This is a genomic window from Kordiimonas sp. UBA4487, from assembly GCF_002389025.1.
In the GTDB taxonomy this organism is placed as follows: domain Bacteria; phylum Pseudomonadota; class Alphaproteobacteria; order Sphingomonadales; family Kordiimonadaceae; genus Kordiimonas; species Kordiimonas lacus.
In genome coordinates, this window is the sequence record NZ_DGNR01000011.1 from 106,749 (window position 1) to 122,917 (window position 16,169).

15 protein-coding genes and 1 tRNA gene are annotated in these 16,169 nt (G+C 58.0%); 7 read left to right on the forward strand and 9 right to left on the reverse strand.

The genetic code is table 11. From position 1 onward, the window contains the following. From B3Z17_RS06010 to B3Z17_RS06025, 4 genes are all read left to right on the forward strand, one after another. The gene (locus B3Z17_RS06010) at window positions 1-1,389 is read left to right on the forward strand and encodes a ribonuclease E/G (protein WP_286828977.1); all 1,389 of its coding nucleotides are present in this window, start codon (window positions 1-3) and stop codon (window positions 1,387-1,389) included. A gap of 31 nt (window positions 1,390-1,420) precedes the next feature. Continuing rightward, window positions 1,421-1,597, forward strand: coding sequence for a DNA gyrase inhibitor YacG (locus B3Z17_RS06015; protein WP_074519289.1), 177 nt, complete (start codon window positions 1,421-1,423; stop codon window positions 1,595-1,597). Window positions 1,598-1,696: 99 nt separating this feature from the next. Next, window positions 1,697-1,772: transfer RNA gene (locus tag B3Z17_RS06020), tRNA-Phe, on the forward strand. 20 nt (window positions 1,773-1,792) lie between these two features. Further along, the gene (locus B3Z17_RS06025; RefSeq protein ID WP_286828978.1) at window positions 1,793-2,701 is read left to right on the forward strand and encodes a S1 family peptidase; all 909 of its coding nucleotides are present in this window, start codon (window positions 1,793-1,795) and stop codon (window positions 2,699-2,701) included. A 174-nt stretch (window positions 2,702-2,875) separates the two neighbouring features. On the opposite strand, the gene B3Z17_RS06030 is transcribed toward B3Z17_RS06025, so the two are convergent. The 7 genes from B3Z17_RS06030 to B3Z17_RS06060 all read right to left on the reverse strand — a co-directional run bounded on the left by B3Z17_RS06030 (window position 2,876) and on the right by B3Z17_RS06060 (window position 9,599). Then, window positions 2,876-4,033, reverse strand: coding sequence for a hypothetical protein (locus B3Z17_RS06030; RefSeq protein ID WP_286828979.1), 1,158 nt, complete (start codon window positions 4,031-4,033; stop codon window positions 2,876-2,878). A gap of 16 nt (window positions 4,034-4,049) precedes the next feature. Beyond that, window positions 4,050-4,475: a hypothetical protein gene (locus B3Z17_RS06035; protein ID WP_286828980.1), complete on the reverse strand. Its 426-nt coding sequence runs from the start codon at window positions 4,473-4,475 to the stop codon at window positions 4,050-4,052. After that, window positions 4,472-4,882, reverse strand: a complete 411-nt coding sequence (locus B3Z17_RS06040; protein WP_286828981.1) for a hypothetical protein — start codon at window positions 4,880-4,882, stop codon at window positions 4,472-4,474. The genes B3Z17_RS06035 and B3Z17_RS06040 overlap by 4 nt, the downstream gene beginning before the upstream one ends. Window positions 4,883-4,976: 94 nt before the next feature. Further along, window positions 4,977-5,420 (reverse strand): hypothetical protein, encoded by a 444-nt coding sequence (locus B3Z17_RS06045; RefSeq protein WP_286828982.1) that lies wholly within the window; start codon window positions 5,418-5,420, stop codon window positions 4,977-4,979. 23 nt (window positions 5,421-5,443) lie between these two features. Continuing rightward, a complete protein-coding gene (locus B3Z17_RS06050) occupies window positions 5,444-7,063 on the reverse strand; it encodes a hypothetical protein (RefSeq protein ID WP_286828983.1) in 1,620 nt (539 codons plus the stop codon). Between the two features lie 110 nt (window positions 7,064-7,173). After that, window positions 7,174-9,036 (reverse strand): DNA helicase RecQ, encoded by a 1,863-nt coding sequence (recQ, locus tag B3Z17_RS06055; protein WP_286828984.1) that lies wholly within the window; start codon window positions 9,034-9,036, stop codon window positions 7,174-7,176. Window positions 9,037-9,128: 92 nt separating this feature from the next. After that, entirely contained in the window at window positions 9,129-9,599 is a 471-nt protein-coding gene (locus B3Z17_RS06060; protein ID WP_286828985.1) for a cupin domain-containing protein, read from the reverse strand. A 261-nt stretch (window positions 9,600-9,860) separates the two neighbouring features. On the opposite strand from B3Z17_RS06060, the gene B3Z17_RS06065 reads away from it, so the two are divergent. Both B3Z17_RS06065 and B3Z17_RS06070 read left to right on the forward strand, forming a co-directional pair. Then, window positions 9,861-11,297 (forward strand): oligosaccharide flippase family protein, encoded by a 1,437-nt coding sequence (locus B3Z17_RS06065; RefSeq protein WP_286828986.1) that lies wholly within the window; start codon window positions 9,861-9,863, stop codon window positions 11,295-11,297. 75 nt (window positions 11,298-11,372) lie between these two features. Then, window positions 11,373-13,070: a monovalent cation:proton antiporter-2 (CPA2) family protein gene (locus B3Z17_RS06070; protein WP_286828987.1), complete on the forward strand. Its 1,698-nt coding sequence runs from the start codon at window positions 11,373-11,375 to the stop codon at window positions 13,068-13,070. Here the strand turns inward: B3Z17_RS06070 and B3Z17_RS06075 are convergent. Together B3Z17_RS06075 and B3Z17_RS06080 are read right to left on the reverse strand one after the other, a co-directional pair. Then, window positions 13,067-13,288, reverse strand: coding sequence for a SlyX family protein (locus B3Z17_RS06075; protein ID WP_068308135.1), 222 nt, complete (start codon window positions 13,286-13,288; stop codon window positions 13,067-13,069). The genes B3Z17_RS06070 and B3Z17_RS06075 overlap by 4 nt on opposite strands. A gap of 27 nt (window positions 13,289-13,315) precedes the next feature. Continuing rightward, the gene (locus B3Z17_RS06080) at window positions 13,316-15,025 is read right to left on the reverse strand and encodes a formate--tetrahydrofolate ligase (RefSeq protein WP_286828988.1); all 1,710 of its coding nucleotides are present in this window, start codon (window positions 15,023-15,025) and stop codon (window positions 13,316-13,318) included. A gap of 160 nt (window positions 15,026-15,185) precedes the next feature. Between B3Z17_RS06080 and B3Z17_RS06085 the strand changes: the two genes are divergently transcribed. Then, window positions 15,186-16,169 carry an ion channel gene (locus B3Z17_RS06085; protein ID WP_286828989.1) on the forward strand — a complete coding sequence of 328 codons (984 nt, stop codon included), beginning with the start codon at window positions 15,186-15,188 and terminating at the stop codon, window positions 16,167-16,169.

The window sequence follows — 16,169 nt, forward strand, 5'->3', positions numbered from 1 at the left end:
ATGACAGGCTTCACGATCATCGAGCCCGGCTTACTTGAGTGGCGTAGCGCCACGGTGGGCGAAGACGGCTTCCCCGAGACCATCCAGTTTCATACCGATGCGGACCTGAGCCCACTGGACGCCATTTTCCGCGCCCGGGTCACCCGCGTGGACGCGACGCTTGAGATCGCTTTCCTTGATTTGGGAGACGGCCTGACGGGCGCCATGAATTTCCGCCGCGCCAAACAGCTGGTGAAAGGCCGCGCCGACACCATCAGCGACTGTGTTCGGGAAGGCGACATGCTGACGGTGCAGGTGCTGTCGGAACCGTCCGCGCTTGAAGGCAAGGCGCTCCCGGTCACCGCCCGCCCGCGCCTCCTGGGCCGCTATGTGGTGGCTGAAACAGGCGGTGCGCGGCTGAATTTCTCGAAAGACCTGGGCCCCAAGGCGCAGAAAACCCTGACACCGCTCCTGACCGACGCCGCTTCAAAGGCCGCTGTGATTGTACGCAGCCATGCGGGCAGCGTGGCGCCGGAAGCCGTGGCCGTGGAAGCCCAGATGCTGGTGAATGCGCTCACGGCCGACAGCGACAAGCCGGGCCTGCTGTTCGCGCACAGCCCGCAGGCACAGGCGCTCTTGGCCGCGCCTCACGGTGAAAGCGATATTCTGGTTGAAGGCGGCAGTGCGCTCGCCGACGCCAAAGCCGTCGCAGCCCGCCTGTGGCCCGATGTGGCCGCGCGCTTGAAGCCCTTTAAGGGCGAAAGTGCTGCATTTGAAGAATACGGCGTCAATGAAGCCGTTGAGGAAGCCCTCGCGCCCCGGATCGACCTGCCTTCGGGCGGCTGGATTTCCATCACCCCCACCCCGGCGCTGACGGCTGTGGATGTGAACATGGGTGGCGCGCTCAAGGGCCGTAGTGCTGCGGAAGCCAAGCTGATCACCAACATGGAAGCGGCCATGGCCACAGCCTGGCACCTGCGATTCCAGGATATTGGTGGCCTGGTGGTGGTGGACTTCATCGATATGTCCTCCAAGGGCCACGCCAAGGAACTGATGGACACGGTGAACGAGGCCTTCAAGGGCGACACAGTACCGGTGCAGCACACAGGCCTGTCGCAGTTCGGCCTAATGGAGATCAACCGCAAGCGCTCAGGCCTCAGCCTCCGCGACCGCATGATGGTAAGCACGGCCCCCAGGGCACGCGCGCAGGCGCAGGCCCTGCAGCTGCTGCGCGATGCCGTCCGCACAGCAAACCGGGCGGAACCCGGCACGCTGGTGATCGCAGCACCCGAAGGCACAAAGGCCTGGTTCGAGGCGCGCGCGGATGTTACCGAATCGCTGCAGCAATCCACCGGACGCACTATTGCGTTCGAGACGGCAGAGGCGCCATCAGTATGGCTCAGGGCATAAAAGGGAAAGGCAGATGACTGAACAGGATGAGATGACAAAAACCGGCAGCAAATGCCCCGAATGCGGCAAACCTGCCATCGTGAAATTCCGCCCCTTCTGTTCGAAACGTTGCGCCGATGTGGACCTGGGCAAATGGTTCAATGAGGAATATACCCTGCCCGGCGACACGGAAATTCCGGACGACATTGGCGAAGGCGAGCCTTCGTAACCTGGCGGTTAAAAAAATTCGATTCAGCGCTGGACAGGCCCAAAGTTATTGCCTATAAGCGCCTTCGCTGACGCGGTACATGGTACCGTTTTATAGCATGCCCGGGTAGCTCAGTTGGTAGAGCAGCGGATTGAAAATCCGCGTGTCGGTGGTTCGAATCCGCCCCCGGGCACCACTTAAAAAAGCCGCTCCTTCATGGGCGGCTTTTTTGTTGGCCTCAAAAAATCGCTGAATAGCTTTCCTTGCTTGCGCAAAACCCAACTAATGTCTGCCTTGACTGAAGGCGACAAGGCAGCATCATGGGCAGCCAGAACCTGTCGGGAGCAAGGAAGCCATTTCATGCGTCTATTCTTTTTCAGCTGTTTTGTCATTCTGGCCGTCATAAGCGCCCCGGCACGTGGAATCATCGTCACGAAGGCGGCTCCCGCCAAGCAGGCCATTGTAGACCCAAAAATGTTTGCGGAGGTCGTGCCCTTACTGGAAGGACGTGCCGTTGGCACCCTGGTCGCACCACAATGGATCGTCACGGCAGCGCATGTCGCAGAACATGCGAAAATAGGTGACAAAATCCTCATTGGGCATGAAGAACGGTCGGTCCTGCAACTGGTGTTCCATCCCAGCTGGGATGCGGAAAGAGTGGGGTCGGAGGGCGTTACCGATCTGGCCCTGATAAAACTGGAAAAACCTGTAACGAGCGTTGCACCAGCCTGGCTTTACAGAGAACAGGATGAAACAGGAAAAAGAATTAGCATCCTTGGCTGGGGGCGAACCGGTGACGGCATTGATCCTGCTCTGGTCAAGGATGGGAGGTTTCGACAAGGCTTCAATATCATCGAAGAAGCCGACAAAAGACTGAGGTTCCGATTTGACGCCCCAGATTCCGGTAAGGCTGTTGAGTTTGAAGCCGTCAGCGGGCCAGGAGATAGCGGCGGCCCGGCGTTTATCACCAAAGGCCAACATAGATTTCTGGCTGGTGTAAGCTCGTTTCAACAAGACGAAACCTACCCCGGCATTTATGGGGTGACGGAAAACTATGAACGCATTTCCAACCATATTGAATGGCTTTTGGGTACCATCAACGGAGCTAGCCCCGCGGGAAATTGATACAGACAGGTTTTGCTCGAAAGAAAACAGTCATAACAGCTACCCCGGGCACCACTTAAAAAAGCCGCTCCTTCATGGGCGGCTTTTTTGTTGAGCCACGCGCCTTTGCTCGAGAGGCTCATTTTTCCCGCACGGCCCTAGGCTACTTCAGCTGATCGCTAAGCTTTGTCAACCTCAGGGGCATTTGTACTTGGAAGCCTTGAAGCGCGTGCTACGGATTTCTGACACCTTGCGGCCGTCACCATCATACATGCCAAGCAGATACTCACGGTTTTCCACGCGTTCCGGCCCAACACTTCCATCAACACATGTTGTGAAGGTCCGCAAAATCTTGTCGTCCACAACGAACTTGTCGTCGCGGATGCTGAGAAGCTCGATGCTTTTCTCAAACAACTTCCTGTCGCCGCGGCCATAAAAGACCGCCCGGTGGCGTGGAATACCTTTGCTGGCCTCTTCAGCAGACAGTTCAACAACCATCACCTTCGCTTTTTCAAAATAGCGACACAGCCTGCCACGAAAATTCGATTCATACATGAAAGTGGGCTGGCCAGGACCATGAACCCACTCACCCGTCTCAATATTGATGACACCCTCTTGGTCCAGCCCCTTCCCTTCCTCCGGCGCCACACTGACGCAGGCCAGATCACCATCAGGCAGACGGCCATAAAGCTCCTTGAAGTAGGGTGTTATGGCTTTGCCTGTTGAATCAATATAGGTGATGCGGTTGTCGCTCCCGCCCCTGTCATCCTTCGGCAGTACGGCCAGCGCACGGTTGTTTCTGAACCGGGAGTCCGTGAGCGTGCCCATGATATGGAGATATTTTGGCGGCAGCACCCAAACACCGTGCTGATCGACAAAGCCGAAACGCTTTTTCTCCATATCAAATTCTTTTCTCAGCTCCCGCCAGTCAACCGGCGGCCGCACGACCGCAGCGATGCTCGCAACCGGTATCTCTGCTGCCAGTTGGTGGCGCAGTTCATACCCCGGCTTGCTGAGCAGGAAGGCGATTGCGAAAAGAAGAATAGTGACTGTGCCAGCGAGCCTGGAACGGTGCTCAATATATTGGCCATAGACCGCCTCGCTTTGCACAAATCCCATAACCACCGGCCATGCCACCAAGGCGTATGGGAACCATGCAGCCACATCGCGCTCAGCGCCACCATCTGCAAGCTCGGGCGCGAGTGCATACTCAAGAAACCCCAATATCAACGGATAGGCCAACGTCACCAGAAAGCGGGCTGGCCGCCAATGGAGCCACCAAAAGATTCCGCTGACAAACGTGTAGAAAAAGCCGCGCCAGCTCCACCAGTCTATGGTTGATGCATTTTTCATAGTCTCACCCTGACCTTCAGCGCCCCTTCTTGCGGCGCTTCTTCTTGTCCCGTTTGCTCAGCCTACCCGTCATCGGGCCACCCTCATAGCCGTCCAGTTCCGGCCAATCGATCTCGCTCCAGGGGCTGTCGCATTCAGGCCCCACGTTGATTTCCATGCCGTAGCCCGACAGGCAGATGATGTCGTCGATCGTGTCTTCCACGAACGAGCAATACTGTGAAAGGCTGCCGCCATATTCGTCCGCGTCTGTGTCATGACGCCACTGGCCAGCCATCTTGTCCAGGCACTCCACGTCCCGGACCTTGAGAGTCCAATAGTCACCCTCAACGGTGAAGTCGGCCACATATCCCCGGCAGACGAACTGCCCCTGTTCGTGCAGGAACGGCCGCCCGACGATATCGCGGGCGATGACATCCTCTGCACTGAGCTTCACAAAGGTCATTTCCAGCCCTTTTTGCGCATCATGTCCCGCCGCAAATCACCGAAGCTTTTGCAAAAAGGGTTGTCCATTCGGGCGCGCGTATTGCAGACGGCCTCATAGTCACTCACAGCCAGTGTTTGGCCCACGCATCGCTTATTATATCGCGGCAAAAGGTTTTCATTATAGTCTGCGACATTCGAGTTGTAGCGTGCCTGGTAGCGGTCATGCTCGCTCGCAAGCTCCCTCTGGTAGTTTCGGTTGGTTGTCTCATTATAGCGCTTCTTCGCATGACGCTGCATGCGGGCATAATCATCGATGCGTTTCTGGGCACGCAGAATATCATCACCATAAGAGATACAGTCCCACGCCTGATCCCGTGTCAGCGGTTTATCGGCGGCCTCTGCCCCCGCATCTAACATTACTAGCATCAGCCCGCATGCTACCGTCATCATCAACAGTTTCAATCTTTCCTCCCGTATCACAATGCTCTAGCCACCGTATTCGCACAGGGTCTTGCAAAGGTCATTTCCAGCCCTTCTTGCGTTTGACGCGATTGGCCAAGTCAGGAAAGCTTCTGCAAAAGGGGTTTTCCATCCGGTCCTGCGTGTTGCAAACCCGCTCATAATCGCTTGTCTGGACTGACCGGCGGGCACAGTCCTTGTTAAAACGTGGCAGCAGATAGTCTTCGTAATTTTCAATACGGCGGCTTTGCTTGCGAACTTCCTTGTTATAGTCCCGGGTGAGTTGGCGCTGATAGTCGCGGTTTGTTGTACCGTTCAACCGTCTGTTGATGTCGCGCTGCGCGCGCTCGCCAAGCTCCAGGCGCTCTTCTGCACGCATGATGTCATATCCGAAGTCCATACAGCGGCGGACCTCATCCCGCGTCAAGTCTTTGCCCCATGCTGCTTGATCGGGCAAACCCGCCAGTATCAGCGCCACCGCAATCAAGCCGATCATCTTTTTCATGCGATTCCTCCCAATGCTGCTGGTCAGTTGGCGATATTCTGCTCAATCTGGGCACAAGGCTCACACGGCTGGCCATGACGCTCATAAATGCCTTTCAGGACATCAATATGCTTGCGCGCCTCATCACCAAGTCCCGCGCGGGCCGCAAAATCAGCGCGCAAGGTCTGCGCCTCAACCAGATCATTGGTCGGTTGGGTTGGCCAGGTGTCTGACAAGCCTGAAAAATACTGGTTCATCAAGTCAAAGGCGTCACCGAACCGCGCTTGATTGGCAGCGATCAGCGCGCGCATGCGCTGGGAAGTCCGGCCCAGCCCCCTGAGCCCAGCCCCATTCGCCAAGGGCAGAACGGCAGCGAAATCCTTATCGGCCTGCCCCAAATCCTGCTTGCGCACGTGGATGTCTGCCCGCGACATCAGAAGGCGCGCCTTTGTACTTGGGTCTTTCACCCTGTACACCCGGCTGTCCAGCAAGCCTTTGGCCGCATCAATACCCGCATCCCCGTTTTGAATAAGCCATCCAACGGACGGCAACAGGAAGCGCGTGGCGATTTCCTCATCCCTTGTCTTTGTCTCGCGTTGATAAAAGGAATAGCTGGAAATCAGCGGTGACCCTTTGGCCAGCGCCTTTTCAAGGAACGTCCGGTAGCTGCTTTCCACATCCTGGATGTGCGCCGACAGATCGCTGAAATTGCCCTGCCGGATGATATGAAACAGAAACCGGTGCATCATGCTGCTATTGCTGCTCGCACTCTTGAACAAGAGATCACCGCGATCCAGATCGGAGAATGTTGGCAGGTCTGTACGCACCCGCATCAGCTTCAACAGGCTCTGGTATGACGCGTCCGGCTTTTTATCACGGTCATAGAGCAAAGACTGCAACCGGTAGGCTCGCGCCTTATCGATCGACGGCAGGTTGGTTGACGACAGACAGTCATCAAGTTTCGTCAACTCGTTACCGGTATTAAAATCACCGGCATCAAGAACGCTGCAACTGGTCCGCCAAGACTGTTCCCGCATTAGCCGCAAGGCCTGCTGAGTCGCAGAACGCCTGCTGGATATGCTGCCCGCCACGAACGGGCTGTCATCCAGCAACCCACTTTGCAGGAAGTCGGACAGGGCAGCCTTTTTGTTGCCCAGCTTTTCGTGCGCCTGAGCCCGACGCGAATACAGAAGTTCCCGCCGGTAACCCAGCTGGCTACCGAAATTGGAAAGCATATAGGAAGCTTCGCGGATGTAGCCCCGGTAATCTTTTGATTCCCAGATTGCAGCGATCAGATGGACGCGAAACCTGATTTCACTATCGGTCGTCCAATTGGCCGCCGACAGAGTGCGGCGGTACAGCTGGATGGCTTCCTGGAAATTGTCTTCCGCCAGGCTGAGGTGCCCCAGTATGGAGAGAGCCCTGCCCTTATTCACATCATTTGATGTGGCCGCTACGCACGCGTTCAACTGCCTGCGCTTCTCGCGGATGACCGTGGGCTCGACCACATCGTCCACGCCGCGCTTCCAGTGGCTGTGGTCCTCAAAATACTTGTAGGCGTTTTCGCACACCATCTGGGCAGATGCCGGAGCGCTGAAAACCGCAGCCATGCAAAAAGCCGCCGCCAACGACCGCTTCGGCAGGCATGAAGCCCAAATTTTCATGAAAAACTCCGAACGCGGCTTGCATGACAAATAACGCATACGTCCTCCGGCATTCGACCCCTTGGATATGGATAGTAGGCAAGCAGGCGGCTAATTGCAAATCCACACGGTCAGGCGTCGACGGCATAATCCGCTATGGCATCCAGGAAAGCCTGCCCGAACCGGTCGAATTTCTGCGGTCCGACACCGCTGATGGCCAGCATCGCGTCTGGGTTTTCCGGTTTTTCAGCCGCCATGGCCTGCAGCACCGCGTCATGGAAAATCACATAGGCCGGGACCCCGCGATCGCGCGCCAGCTCCAGCCGCACGCCCTTGAGGTGCTCATAAAGGCCTTCATGCACGCCTTCCACCACCGGGCGGGATGCGGCCCGGCGCGACGCCGCCTTGCGGGCTTTCTGCTTGATGAAATCAACCGTACCTTCACCGCGCATCAGATCCCACCCCTTGGGCGCGATCAGGAGCGAGCCATGCTGCAGGCTGACGTCAATCATCCCCGCCGCCAGCATCTGACGGAAGATGGATTGCCAGTCGCGGGCGTCGATATCTTTGCCAGCCCCGTAAACCGCCAACGTGTCGTGCCCAGCATCGCGAATTTTCTGTGTTTTGCCGCCCACGAGGATGTCCTTGATGTGGGTACGCCCGAACATCTGGCCCGTGGCCTCGATGGCGTTCAAAACCAGTCCGGCTTCATGGGTGCCGTCATAAAGCTCCGGCGGGTTGATGCAGGCATCACAGTTGCCACACGGCGCACCATGGTCATCGCCAAAATAGCGCAAAAGCACAGTCCGGCGGCAGCTTGGCGCCTCGCAGAAACTCAGGAGCGCGTTGAGCCGCTGCACATCCAGCCGCTTCTTCTCTTCGCTCGCGGGCGAGCCGGCAATCATCTCGCGCCGGGCACGGATATTGTCGAAGCCGTATAGCATCAGGGCCCGCGCCGGTGCGCCGTCCCGGCCTGCACGGCCCATTTCCTGATAGTAAGCTTCCATGCTGGACGGCAGGTCCATATGGATCACGAACCGCACGTCCGGCTTGTCGATGCCCATGCCGAAGGCGATGGTGGCCACCATGATCACATCGGGGCGCGCCAGGAACTGTTCCTGGTTCGCAAGGCGCACATCCGCGGGCATGCCGGCGTGATAAGGCAGCGCCTGATAGCCATTCCTGTTCAGATACTGGGCCGTCCGCTCAACGCTGGCGCGTGACAGGCAATAGACAATGCCCTGACGGCCTTCAAACTCGCGGATAAAAGCCAGAAGCTGAGCCTTGGCGTTATCCTTCTGGGCCACATCGATGCGGATGTTGGGGCGGTCAAACCCCTGCACCAGCAACCTGCCGTCACCATGCAGCAGGTGATCCATGATCTCATTGCGTGTGGGTGCATCTGCCGTGGCCGTGAAGGCGCCGATGGGCACGTCGGGAAACAGGTTGCGCAAAGCATCCAGCTGGCGGTATTCGGGCCTGAAATCATGCCCCCACTGGGACACACAGTGGGCCTCGTCCACCACGAACATCGAGACCTGCTGTTTGGCAAGCGCCGGCAGCAGCCGCCCGTTCATCAGCTGCTCGGGCGACAGGTACAGAAGCTTCAGCTCCCCCGCTGTCAGCCGGTTCCATACTGAAATTTTCTCGTCGCGCGTGAGCGTGCTGTTGATGCTGGCCGCGGCCACGCCGTTGGCCTCCAGGCTCGCGACCTGATCCGCCATGAGCGCCAGAAGCGGCGACACCACAATGGTAATCCCGGGCCGCATCAGGGCCGCCATCTGGTAACAGAGGCTTTTGCCCGCGCCCGTCGGCATCACAGCCAACACGCTGTTGCCAGCAATCAAGTCCCGAACAACCTCTTCCTGCCCTGGGCGGAAGTCGCCAAAGCCGAACACCTGCTTGAGCATACTGTGGAGCGACTGATCGGGCTGGTCATCAAGATGCATGGAAAGGCCTGGTGAGAATTTCAAGACAGCCGCCGATGCGGCCATGAGACCCGCACCCTAGACGGTCTGCCGGTGAATTTGAACCGTTCAATTCAGGCTGAAGCAAATTGGTTTACGCAAGCCGCCAGCAAACAGCCCTATTGCCCGTCACCCGTCGGCGGCAGGTCACCCATATGCAGGTCCAGCGGGCCATCGCTCCAGATCAGGATTTCTGTTTCCTCAAGGGCTTCATTAGGGCCGTGGGCAACGTTTTTTGGGGCGTAAAAGAAGTTGCCTGGGCCATAGGTTTCGCCCCCAATCTTGAGACTGCCTTTAAGGATATAGACCGAATGGCCTGCCGTGGTGTGATAGTGGCGCGGTTCGATATAGCCTTCAGGGAATTTCAGAATACCGGCACCGCCGCCCGTTGCCTTGTTGGCGTGCAGGCGCTTTCGTTCAAGCCCATCCGGGAATGGGGTCCCGGTGATCTTGTCCCACGCCTTGGCTGCTGCATCCACGTGGACCATCGCTTCCTCAAGGCCTGTGATCGGGTCATCTGCCGAAGATGCAGTGCCCACCACCACCGTCACCGCCAAAACCGGCGCCAAAATCTGATGCGTCATTTTCATTGCCTGTTCCCCGATTAGATGTTTCCGCCAATCAATTACCGCCCCATGGTACAGCAAATTCCTGTCTGAAGGACCCTGATCTTTCACAAGATCAATGCCCTGATCCTACCCATCAACAATTCATGTCCCACGGCGCCCCAAACCGGTTGAAGGCCAATTCACCCTAAGACCGATAGTACCAATTCTGCTGGACGCATCCGTCAGCCCCAGATAACCTGTTGATTGTATATATTTTTTGGCATTCAAGGGGCATGAAGCACCATGGGGCTTGGGCGTTCCCTCTATTTTTCCGGCCTGTCATCGGTTGTGAAGCTCGGCATCCAGTTCGGGCTGTCGATCTTTGTCGCCCGCATGCTGACGCCAGAGGAAATCGGAAGCTTCGGCGTGGCCCTCGCCGCTGCCGCCTTTGTGCGCGCCTTTGAAAGTGCCGGCGTTGAAAATTTCGTCGCCAGCTACAAGGCGCTCGATAAACTGCTCATGCGGTCTGTCTTCACCGTCAACATGCTGCTCAATCTTCTGCTGGCAGTGGTGTTATGGCTGTTGTCTGAACCGCTGGGTGCTTTCTTTGGTGCCGACATCATCGCCGATATCACCCGCCTGACTGCCCTGGCCACTGCGCTGAACACCCACGTTCCCATCATGCGCGGCCTGATGCGCCGGGACATGCGGTTTCGGGCCTTCATGGCCATCGACAGCGGGTTGATGGTTGTCTCCGCCATTACCACCATCGCAGCAGTTCTCTATGGCTATGGCGCGCTTGCCCTGGCGATGGCCTTGGTGGCCGAAAAGATCGTCTCCATTCTGGTGGGGCTTACCCTGTTCCGGGGAAACATCCCTGTCTCGCCACGACTTGACGGCGCCAGGATTATCATCCGATACGGCCTGAGCCTGTCGACAGCGACGGTCATCGGCATGATCGGCAACCATGCCAACAACTTCATTCTGGGTAAATTGCTGGGGCTTGCGCCCTCGGCCCAGTTTGACCGGGGCTACACATTGCCACGATTGATATCGCAGGTGGCTCAGATGAGCTTCCATAACGTGCTTGTGCCCGAAATCGCGCGACAGCATAAAGCCGGCAACCCATGCGAACCCGTCGTGCAGGATGTCGTGCACATCTACGCCACTTTGCTCTGGCCTGCCGGGTTGGTGCTGGCCATCGTGGCGCCTGAGGTGGTTCTGACCCTTTTCGGTTATCAATGGTCGGAAGCCGCATCGATCGCATCGTATCTGGTGATTTATGGGCTGCTGACCAGCCCTGTCACGCTGGCCTGTTCCGCGCTTGTGGCGTTGGGTCACGGCGGGGCGCTGATCCGCAATCAGCTAGCCGACAACGGCACCAAGGTGGCGGTGTTGATGACCGCCCTTTTCTTCGACCTCAGAACCGTCGCGATCCTGATGATCCTCCCGGTCGTTGCCTACCTGCTAACAGCCTGCGCGCAGCTTCATCGGCTGAAGCTGATCTCGCCTGGCGCGTTCGCGCGCGCGCTCAAGGGGCCCTTGCGAATTACCCTTGTTTGCGCGCTTCCGGCATTTTGTTTTCGTCTCTATGCAGGCGATGGCCATCTGTCGCTGGTGGCATTGCTGCTCCTTGCTAGTGCCTCGGCGATCGTCTATGGCCTCAGCCTGAGGATATGGGAGCCCGCCATGATTACAAAAATTACCGATACAATTCGCGGCCAGAAACCCGCGACATAAGATAGCAACCCGAAAATGCCAGTTTGTGTTTAACCCCGAAAAGAGCCATACAGACCTACCATGCACCAAGACGCCATGCTTTTAGAAATCCTCAGCCTGATGGCCGTTGCCGTAATTGCCGCGACCGTCTTCAGCCGGTTAGGGCTTAGCGCCATCCTCGGCTATCTGGTGGGCGGCATGCTGATCGGCCCTTGGGGTCTGGGGCTGATCACCAACCCTGCCCAAATTGCCCATCTCGGCGAGTTTGGCGTGGTGTTCCTGCTGTTCCTGATCGGGATCGAACTCAAACCTGCGCGGCTGTGGGTAATGCGGCGCCAGGTGTTCGGTCTTGGTAGCGCGCAACTCCTGGTCACCGGCGTCGTCCTTTGGATGGTCGCACAATATGGCTTTGGCTTTGATGCTGCGCCCAGCGCCCTGATCGGCTTTGGGCTGGCCCTCTCCAGTACAGCTTTCGGCATCCAGTTGCTGGCGTCCAAGAACCAGCTCTCCAGCCAATGGGGCCGCTCTGGCTTTTCAATTCTCTTGTTGCAGGATTTGGCAGTTGTGCCGCTGCTGGCGCTTGTGCCCATTCTGGTCAAGGGCGAAGCCACCATCGGGGCTTCCTTCGGGATCGCGCTTCTTGAAACCATGGCCATTCTTGCGGGCGTGATCATGGCAGGGCGGCTGGCCATCAACCCGCTGTTTCGCCTGGTGGCCGCTGGCCGGACACCTGAGGTCTTCACTGGCTTTGCGCTTCTGCTGGTACTGGGCTTCGGCTGGCTGATGGAAAGCATTGGCCTTTCGATGGCCATGGGCGCCTTTATCGCCGGCCTCTTGCTTGCTGAATCTGAATTTCGCCATCAGGTGGAGGTGGACGTCCAACCCTTCCGGGGCCTGCTGTTGGGGCTGTTTTTCATGTCTGTGGGTATGGGCATCAACATCGGCACGCTGTTGGGTCACACCGGGCTCTTGGTGTCTGGCCTGCTGGGCCTGTTGGCGATTAAAGCCACCATCATCGTCCTGCTGGTGCGGGCAATGAAGCAGCCGCTGAGTGAGGCTATCAAGGTTGGGGCGCTGCTTGCCCAGTCTGGCGAGTTCGGTTTCGTGTTGTTTACTTATGCTCAGATAGAAGGCTTGCTTGACGGGCCGCTGGTGGAAATGTTGTCCGCCGTAATCGCGCTATCAATGGCGGTAACACCACTCCTGTTCCTTTTGGGCGAACGGCTCGCGCGTCAGGTGGCACGCGACACTGGTGTTCCTGCGCCGATTAAAAAGGCCGAAACCGAAGGAAGAAAACATATTGTCATCGCCGGGTTTGGCCGGGTCGGCGACACAATCGCCCGTATCCTGACAGACCTGGAACTGCCCTTCACCGCAGTCGACCTGAACCCCGAGCATGTCAAACGTGCGCGCGAAGCCGGTCACACCGCCATCTATGGTGATGCCGCCCGACCTGAGATTTTGCGCGCTGTCGGGGCGAATACCGCAGCCCTTTTGGTGATCACGGTGGATGACCCGAAGGCGGCGGAGCGCATGATCATCTGTGCCAAACGGGAATGCCCGAACCTGCCGATTTTCGTGCGCACGCACAATGCCACGGCGGCCAAGGCCATGCGCAAGCTGGGCGCGGTGCACGCCGTACCGGAAACCCTGGAAGCCAGCCTCAGCCTGGGGGCAGAGGTGGCCCGGGCGCTCAACGCAGATGAAGCCGATATCCAGACGGTCGTAACGGCGCTCCGCTCAGACGACTACCGCGCCATCGCGCCAAAAGAAGGCCCTGAGGGTAAGGCTTAATAGTGCGGCGGCTTGATATTGCCGGGATCGGCGGGCCCCTGGGAATCCTCAAGGTCGGCGATCTGCCCCTGCAACTGTGCCAATGACTTCTTCAGCCGGTCAATCTCCGTCCACTGGTCTGTCACTGCGCTGTTCAGCGTTTCGATTGTTTCCTGCTGGAACGCAAATTTGACCTCAAGATCATCCATACGCTCAGTCAGCTTGGCGTCGTCGGCCATACTATCTTCCTTCTATTGCGGCGGGGCTCAGAAAAGCCCCGCGACACGGCCCTTACCGTCCACATGGATGGCGTTGGCCGATGGCACCCTGGGCAGCCCGGGCATGGTCATGATGTCACCACACACCACCACCAGGAACTCGGCACCCGCCGACAGCCGTACTTCACGGATCGGCACCACATGCCCCGTGGGCGCGCCTTTATAGTCCGGATCGGTGGAAAAGCTATACTGTGTTTTGGCGATGCAGACCGGGAAGTGGCCATAATCGGCCTCCAGGTCCCTGATCTGGCCACGCACTTTCTTGTCGGCGATGATCTCGCTGGCACCATAAAGCTCGGTCGCAATGGTCTGGATCTTGTTCCAGAGCGATGTATCATCGCCGTATAGTGGCTTGAAATTGCTGTCACCACTTTCCGCCGCTTCCACAACTTTGCGGGCCAGTTCCTCTGCCCCTGCACCGCCTTGGGCCCAATGGTCGCTTTCCACCGCGGTGACACCCAGTGACGCGCATTTCTTGCGCACCAGGTCCATCTCGGCCGGTGTGTCGGCGGAGAAGCGGTTGATGCCCACAACCACCTTCACGCCAAAGCGCTTCAGGTTGCGCACATGGCGCTCGAGGTTCACGCATCCCTTCTCCAGCGCATCCAGATTTTCCGTCGTCAGATCATCCTTGGCCACACCGCCATGCATCTTGAGCGCCCGGATCGTGGCCACCAGGACAGCCGCATCAGGCTTCAAGCCACCCTTGCGGCATTTGATATCGAAGAATTTCTCGGCCCCCAGGTCGGCGCCGAACCCCGCTTCCGTGACCACATAGTCCGCCAGCTTGAGGGCCGTCTTGGTGGCGATCAGCGTGTTGCAGCCATGGGCGATGTTGGCAAACGGGCCACCGTGCACAAAGGCCGGGTTGCCCTCAAGCGTCTGCACCAGGTTGGGCTTCATGGCATCTTTAAGCAAGGCCGTCATCGCGCCCTGGGCGTTGATTTCTTTGGCCAATACCGGCTTGCGGTCGCGCGTCAGGCCAATGATCACATTGCCCAGTCGACGTTCCAGGTCCTTCAGGTCCTTCGCCAGGCACAGGATGGCCATCACCTCTGATGCTACGGTGATATCAAAACCCGCTTCCCGGGGCGCACCGTTCGCGACCCCGCCAAGCGACGTGGTGATCTGCCGAAGCGAGCGGTCATTCATATCCACCGCGCGGCGCCAGGTGATGTGCCGATTATCGAGCCCGGTTTCATCATTCTGGCGCCAATAGACGTGGTTGTCGATGAGCGCGGCCAGGAGGTTGTTGGCAGCGCCAATGGCGTGAAAATCGCCCGTGAAATGCAGGTTGATGTCTTCCATGGGCACCACCTGGGCATAACCGCCACCTGCGGCGCCGCCCTTCATGCCAAAGCAAGGGCCAAGGCTGGGTTCCCGGAGACACATCATGGCCTTTTTACCCACACGGTTCAGTGCGTCGCCAAGCCCCACGGTGGTGGTGGTCTTGCCTTCGCCAGCCGGGGTCGGCGTGATAGCTGTCACCAGAATGAGCTTGCCGTCGGGCCGCCCGTTCAGGGCCTCAATATAATCCAGCGACAGTTTGGCCTTATAGTGACCGTAGGGTTCAAGATCCGTTGCCTCGATGCCCAGCTTGTCTTTGGCCACATCCATGATCGGCCGCATGGTGGCCGCCTGGGCGATATCAATGTCAGATTTTGGATGTGCGTGTTGGTCTGAAGGTTGGCTAGCCACCTCAAATCCTTCCCTTTTTCGGCGCTCTTTGGCGTCCTGTTGTCCCTCACGCAAAACTATGGTGGCTGGCGGGCGTGCTGTCAATTTCCCTTACGGCATCCGGGCATTAATCGAATGCTAAACCTTGTCGGATACGCTGCAATAAGAAGTGGACTCATCCATGACCGACAAAAAGGCACCCTGCAAATACGTTAGTCCCGACGGACATCGCTGCGGCGAAGAGACCGCCAAAGATGGCCTTTGCTTCTGGCACTGCCCCAATACCGACAAAAGCAATCACGACTTGAAGACCCGGCTTGAAGACCATGCGCGCAGTGGTGGCCTTATGCAGGGCCTTCAGCTCAAAGGAGCAAACCTGAAAGGCGTTGACCTGGTGAACCGTGGCCATCAGAAGGGATTTGACCTCTCCTATTCTGACCTGTATCGCGCCGACCTCTCAGAGGCTCACCTCTTCAACCTGACACTCAAACACGGGTCCTTGATGAAAGCCGATGTTTCAGACGCCAACCTGCATTGTTGCGATTTCTCTGGCACAAATCTGCTTGGCATCAAGTGGCGCGGTGCACGCATAGACGGCATGGACATCGGCAAGCGCCTGATGCAGGAGGATCTGGCCCACAAGGCGGGTCGTTGGCAGAAGCACAAGACAGCGCGTGACAATTTCGAACAGTCCGAGGAAATTTACCGCGACCTCAGGAAAGCCGCAGAACAACAGGGCCTGTTCGAGATGGGTGGGCGGTTCATTCAAAAGGAACTGACCATGCGGCGGTTCCAGTATCCGCCGCTGTCGGCCCGGCGCCTCACGTCCAAGTTCATCGACCTCTTCTGCGGCTATGGCGAGCGGCCGCTGAACGTCATCATCTTCTCGCTCATCCTCATTTTTGTGTGCGCTGTTGCCTACTTCCTGTTGGGTACGACGTCGGGCGGGGAAGAGATGGGTTTTTCCACCAGCCAGAATTGGGCCACCAACATCGGCCATTTCCTGAACAGCCTCTATTATAGCGTCGTGACCTTCACGACGCTGGGGTACGGGGACATCACCCCCGTCGGGGCATCACGATTTGTTGCTGCAATCGAGGCCTTCACCGGCAGCTTTACGCTAGCCTTGTTCGTTGTGGTGTTCGTAAAAAAGATGACACGCTGA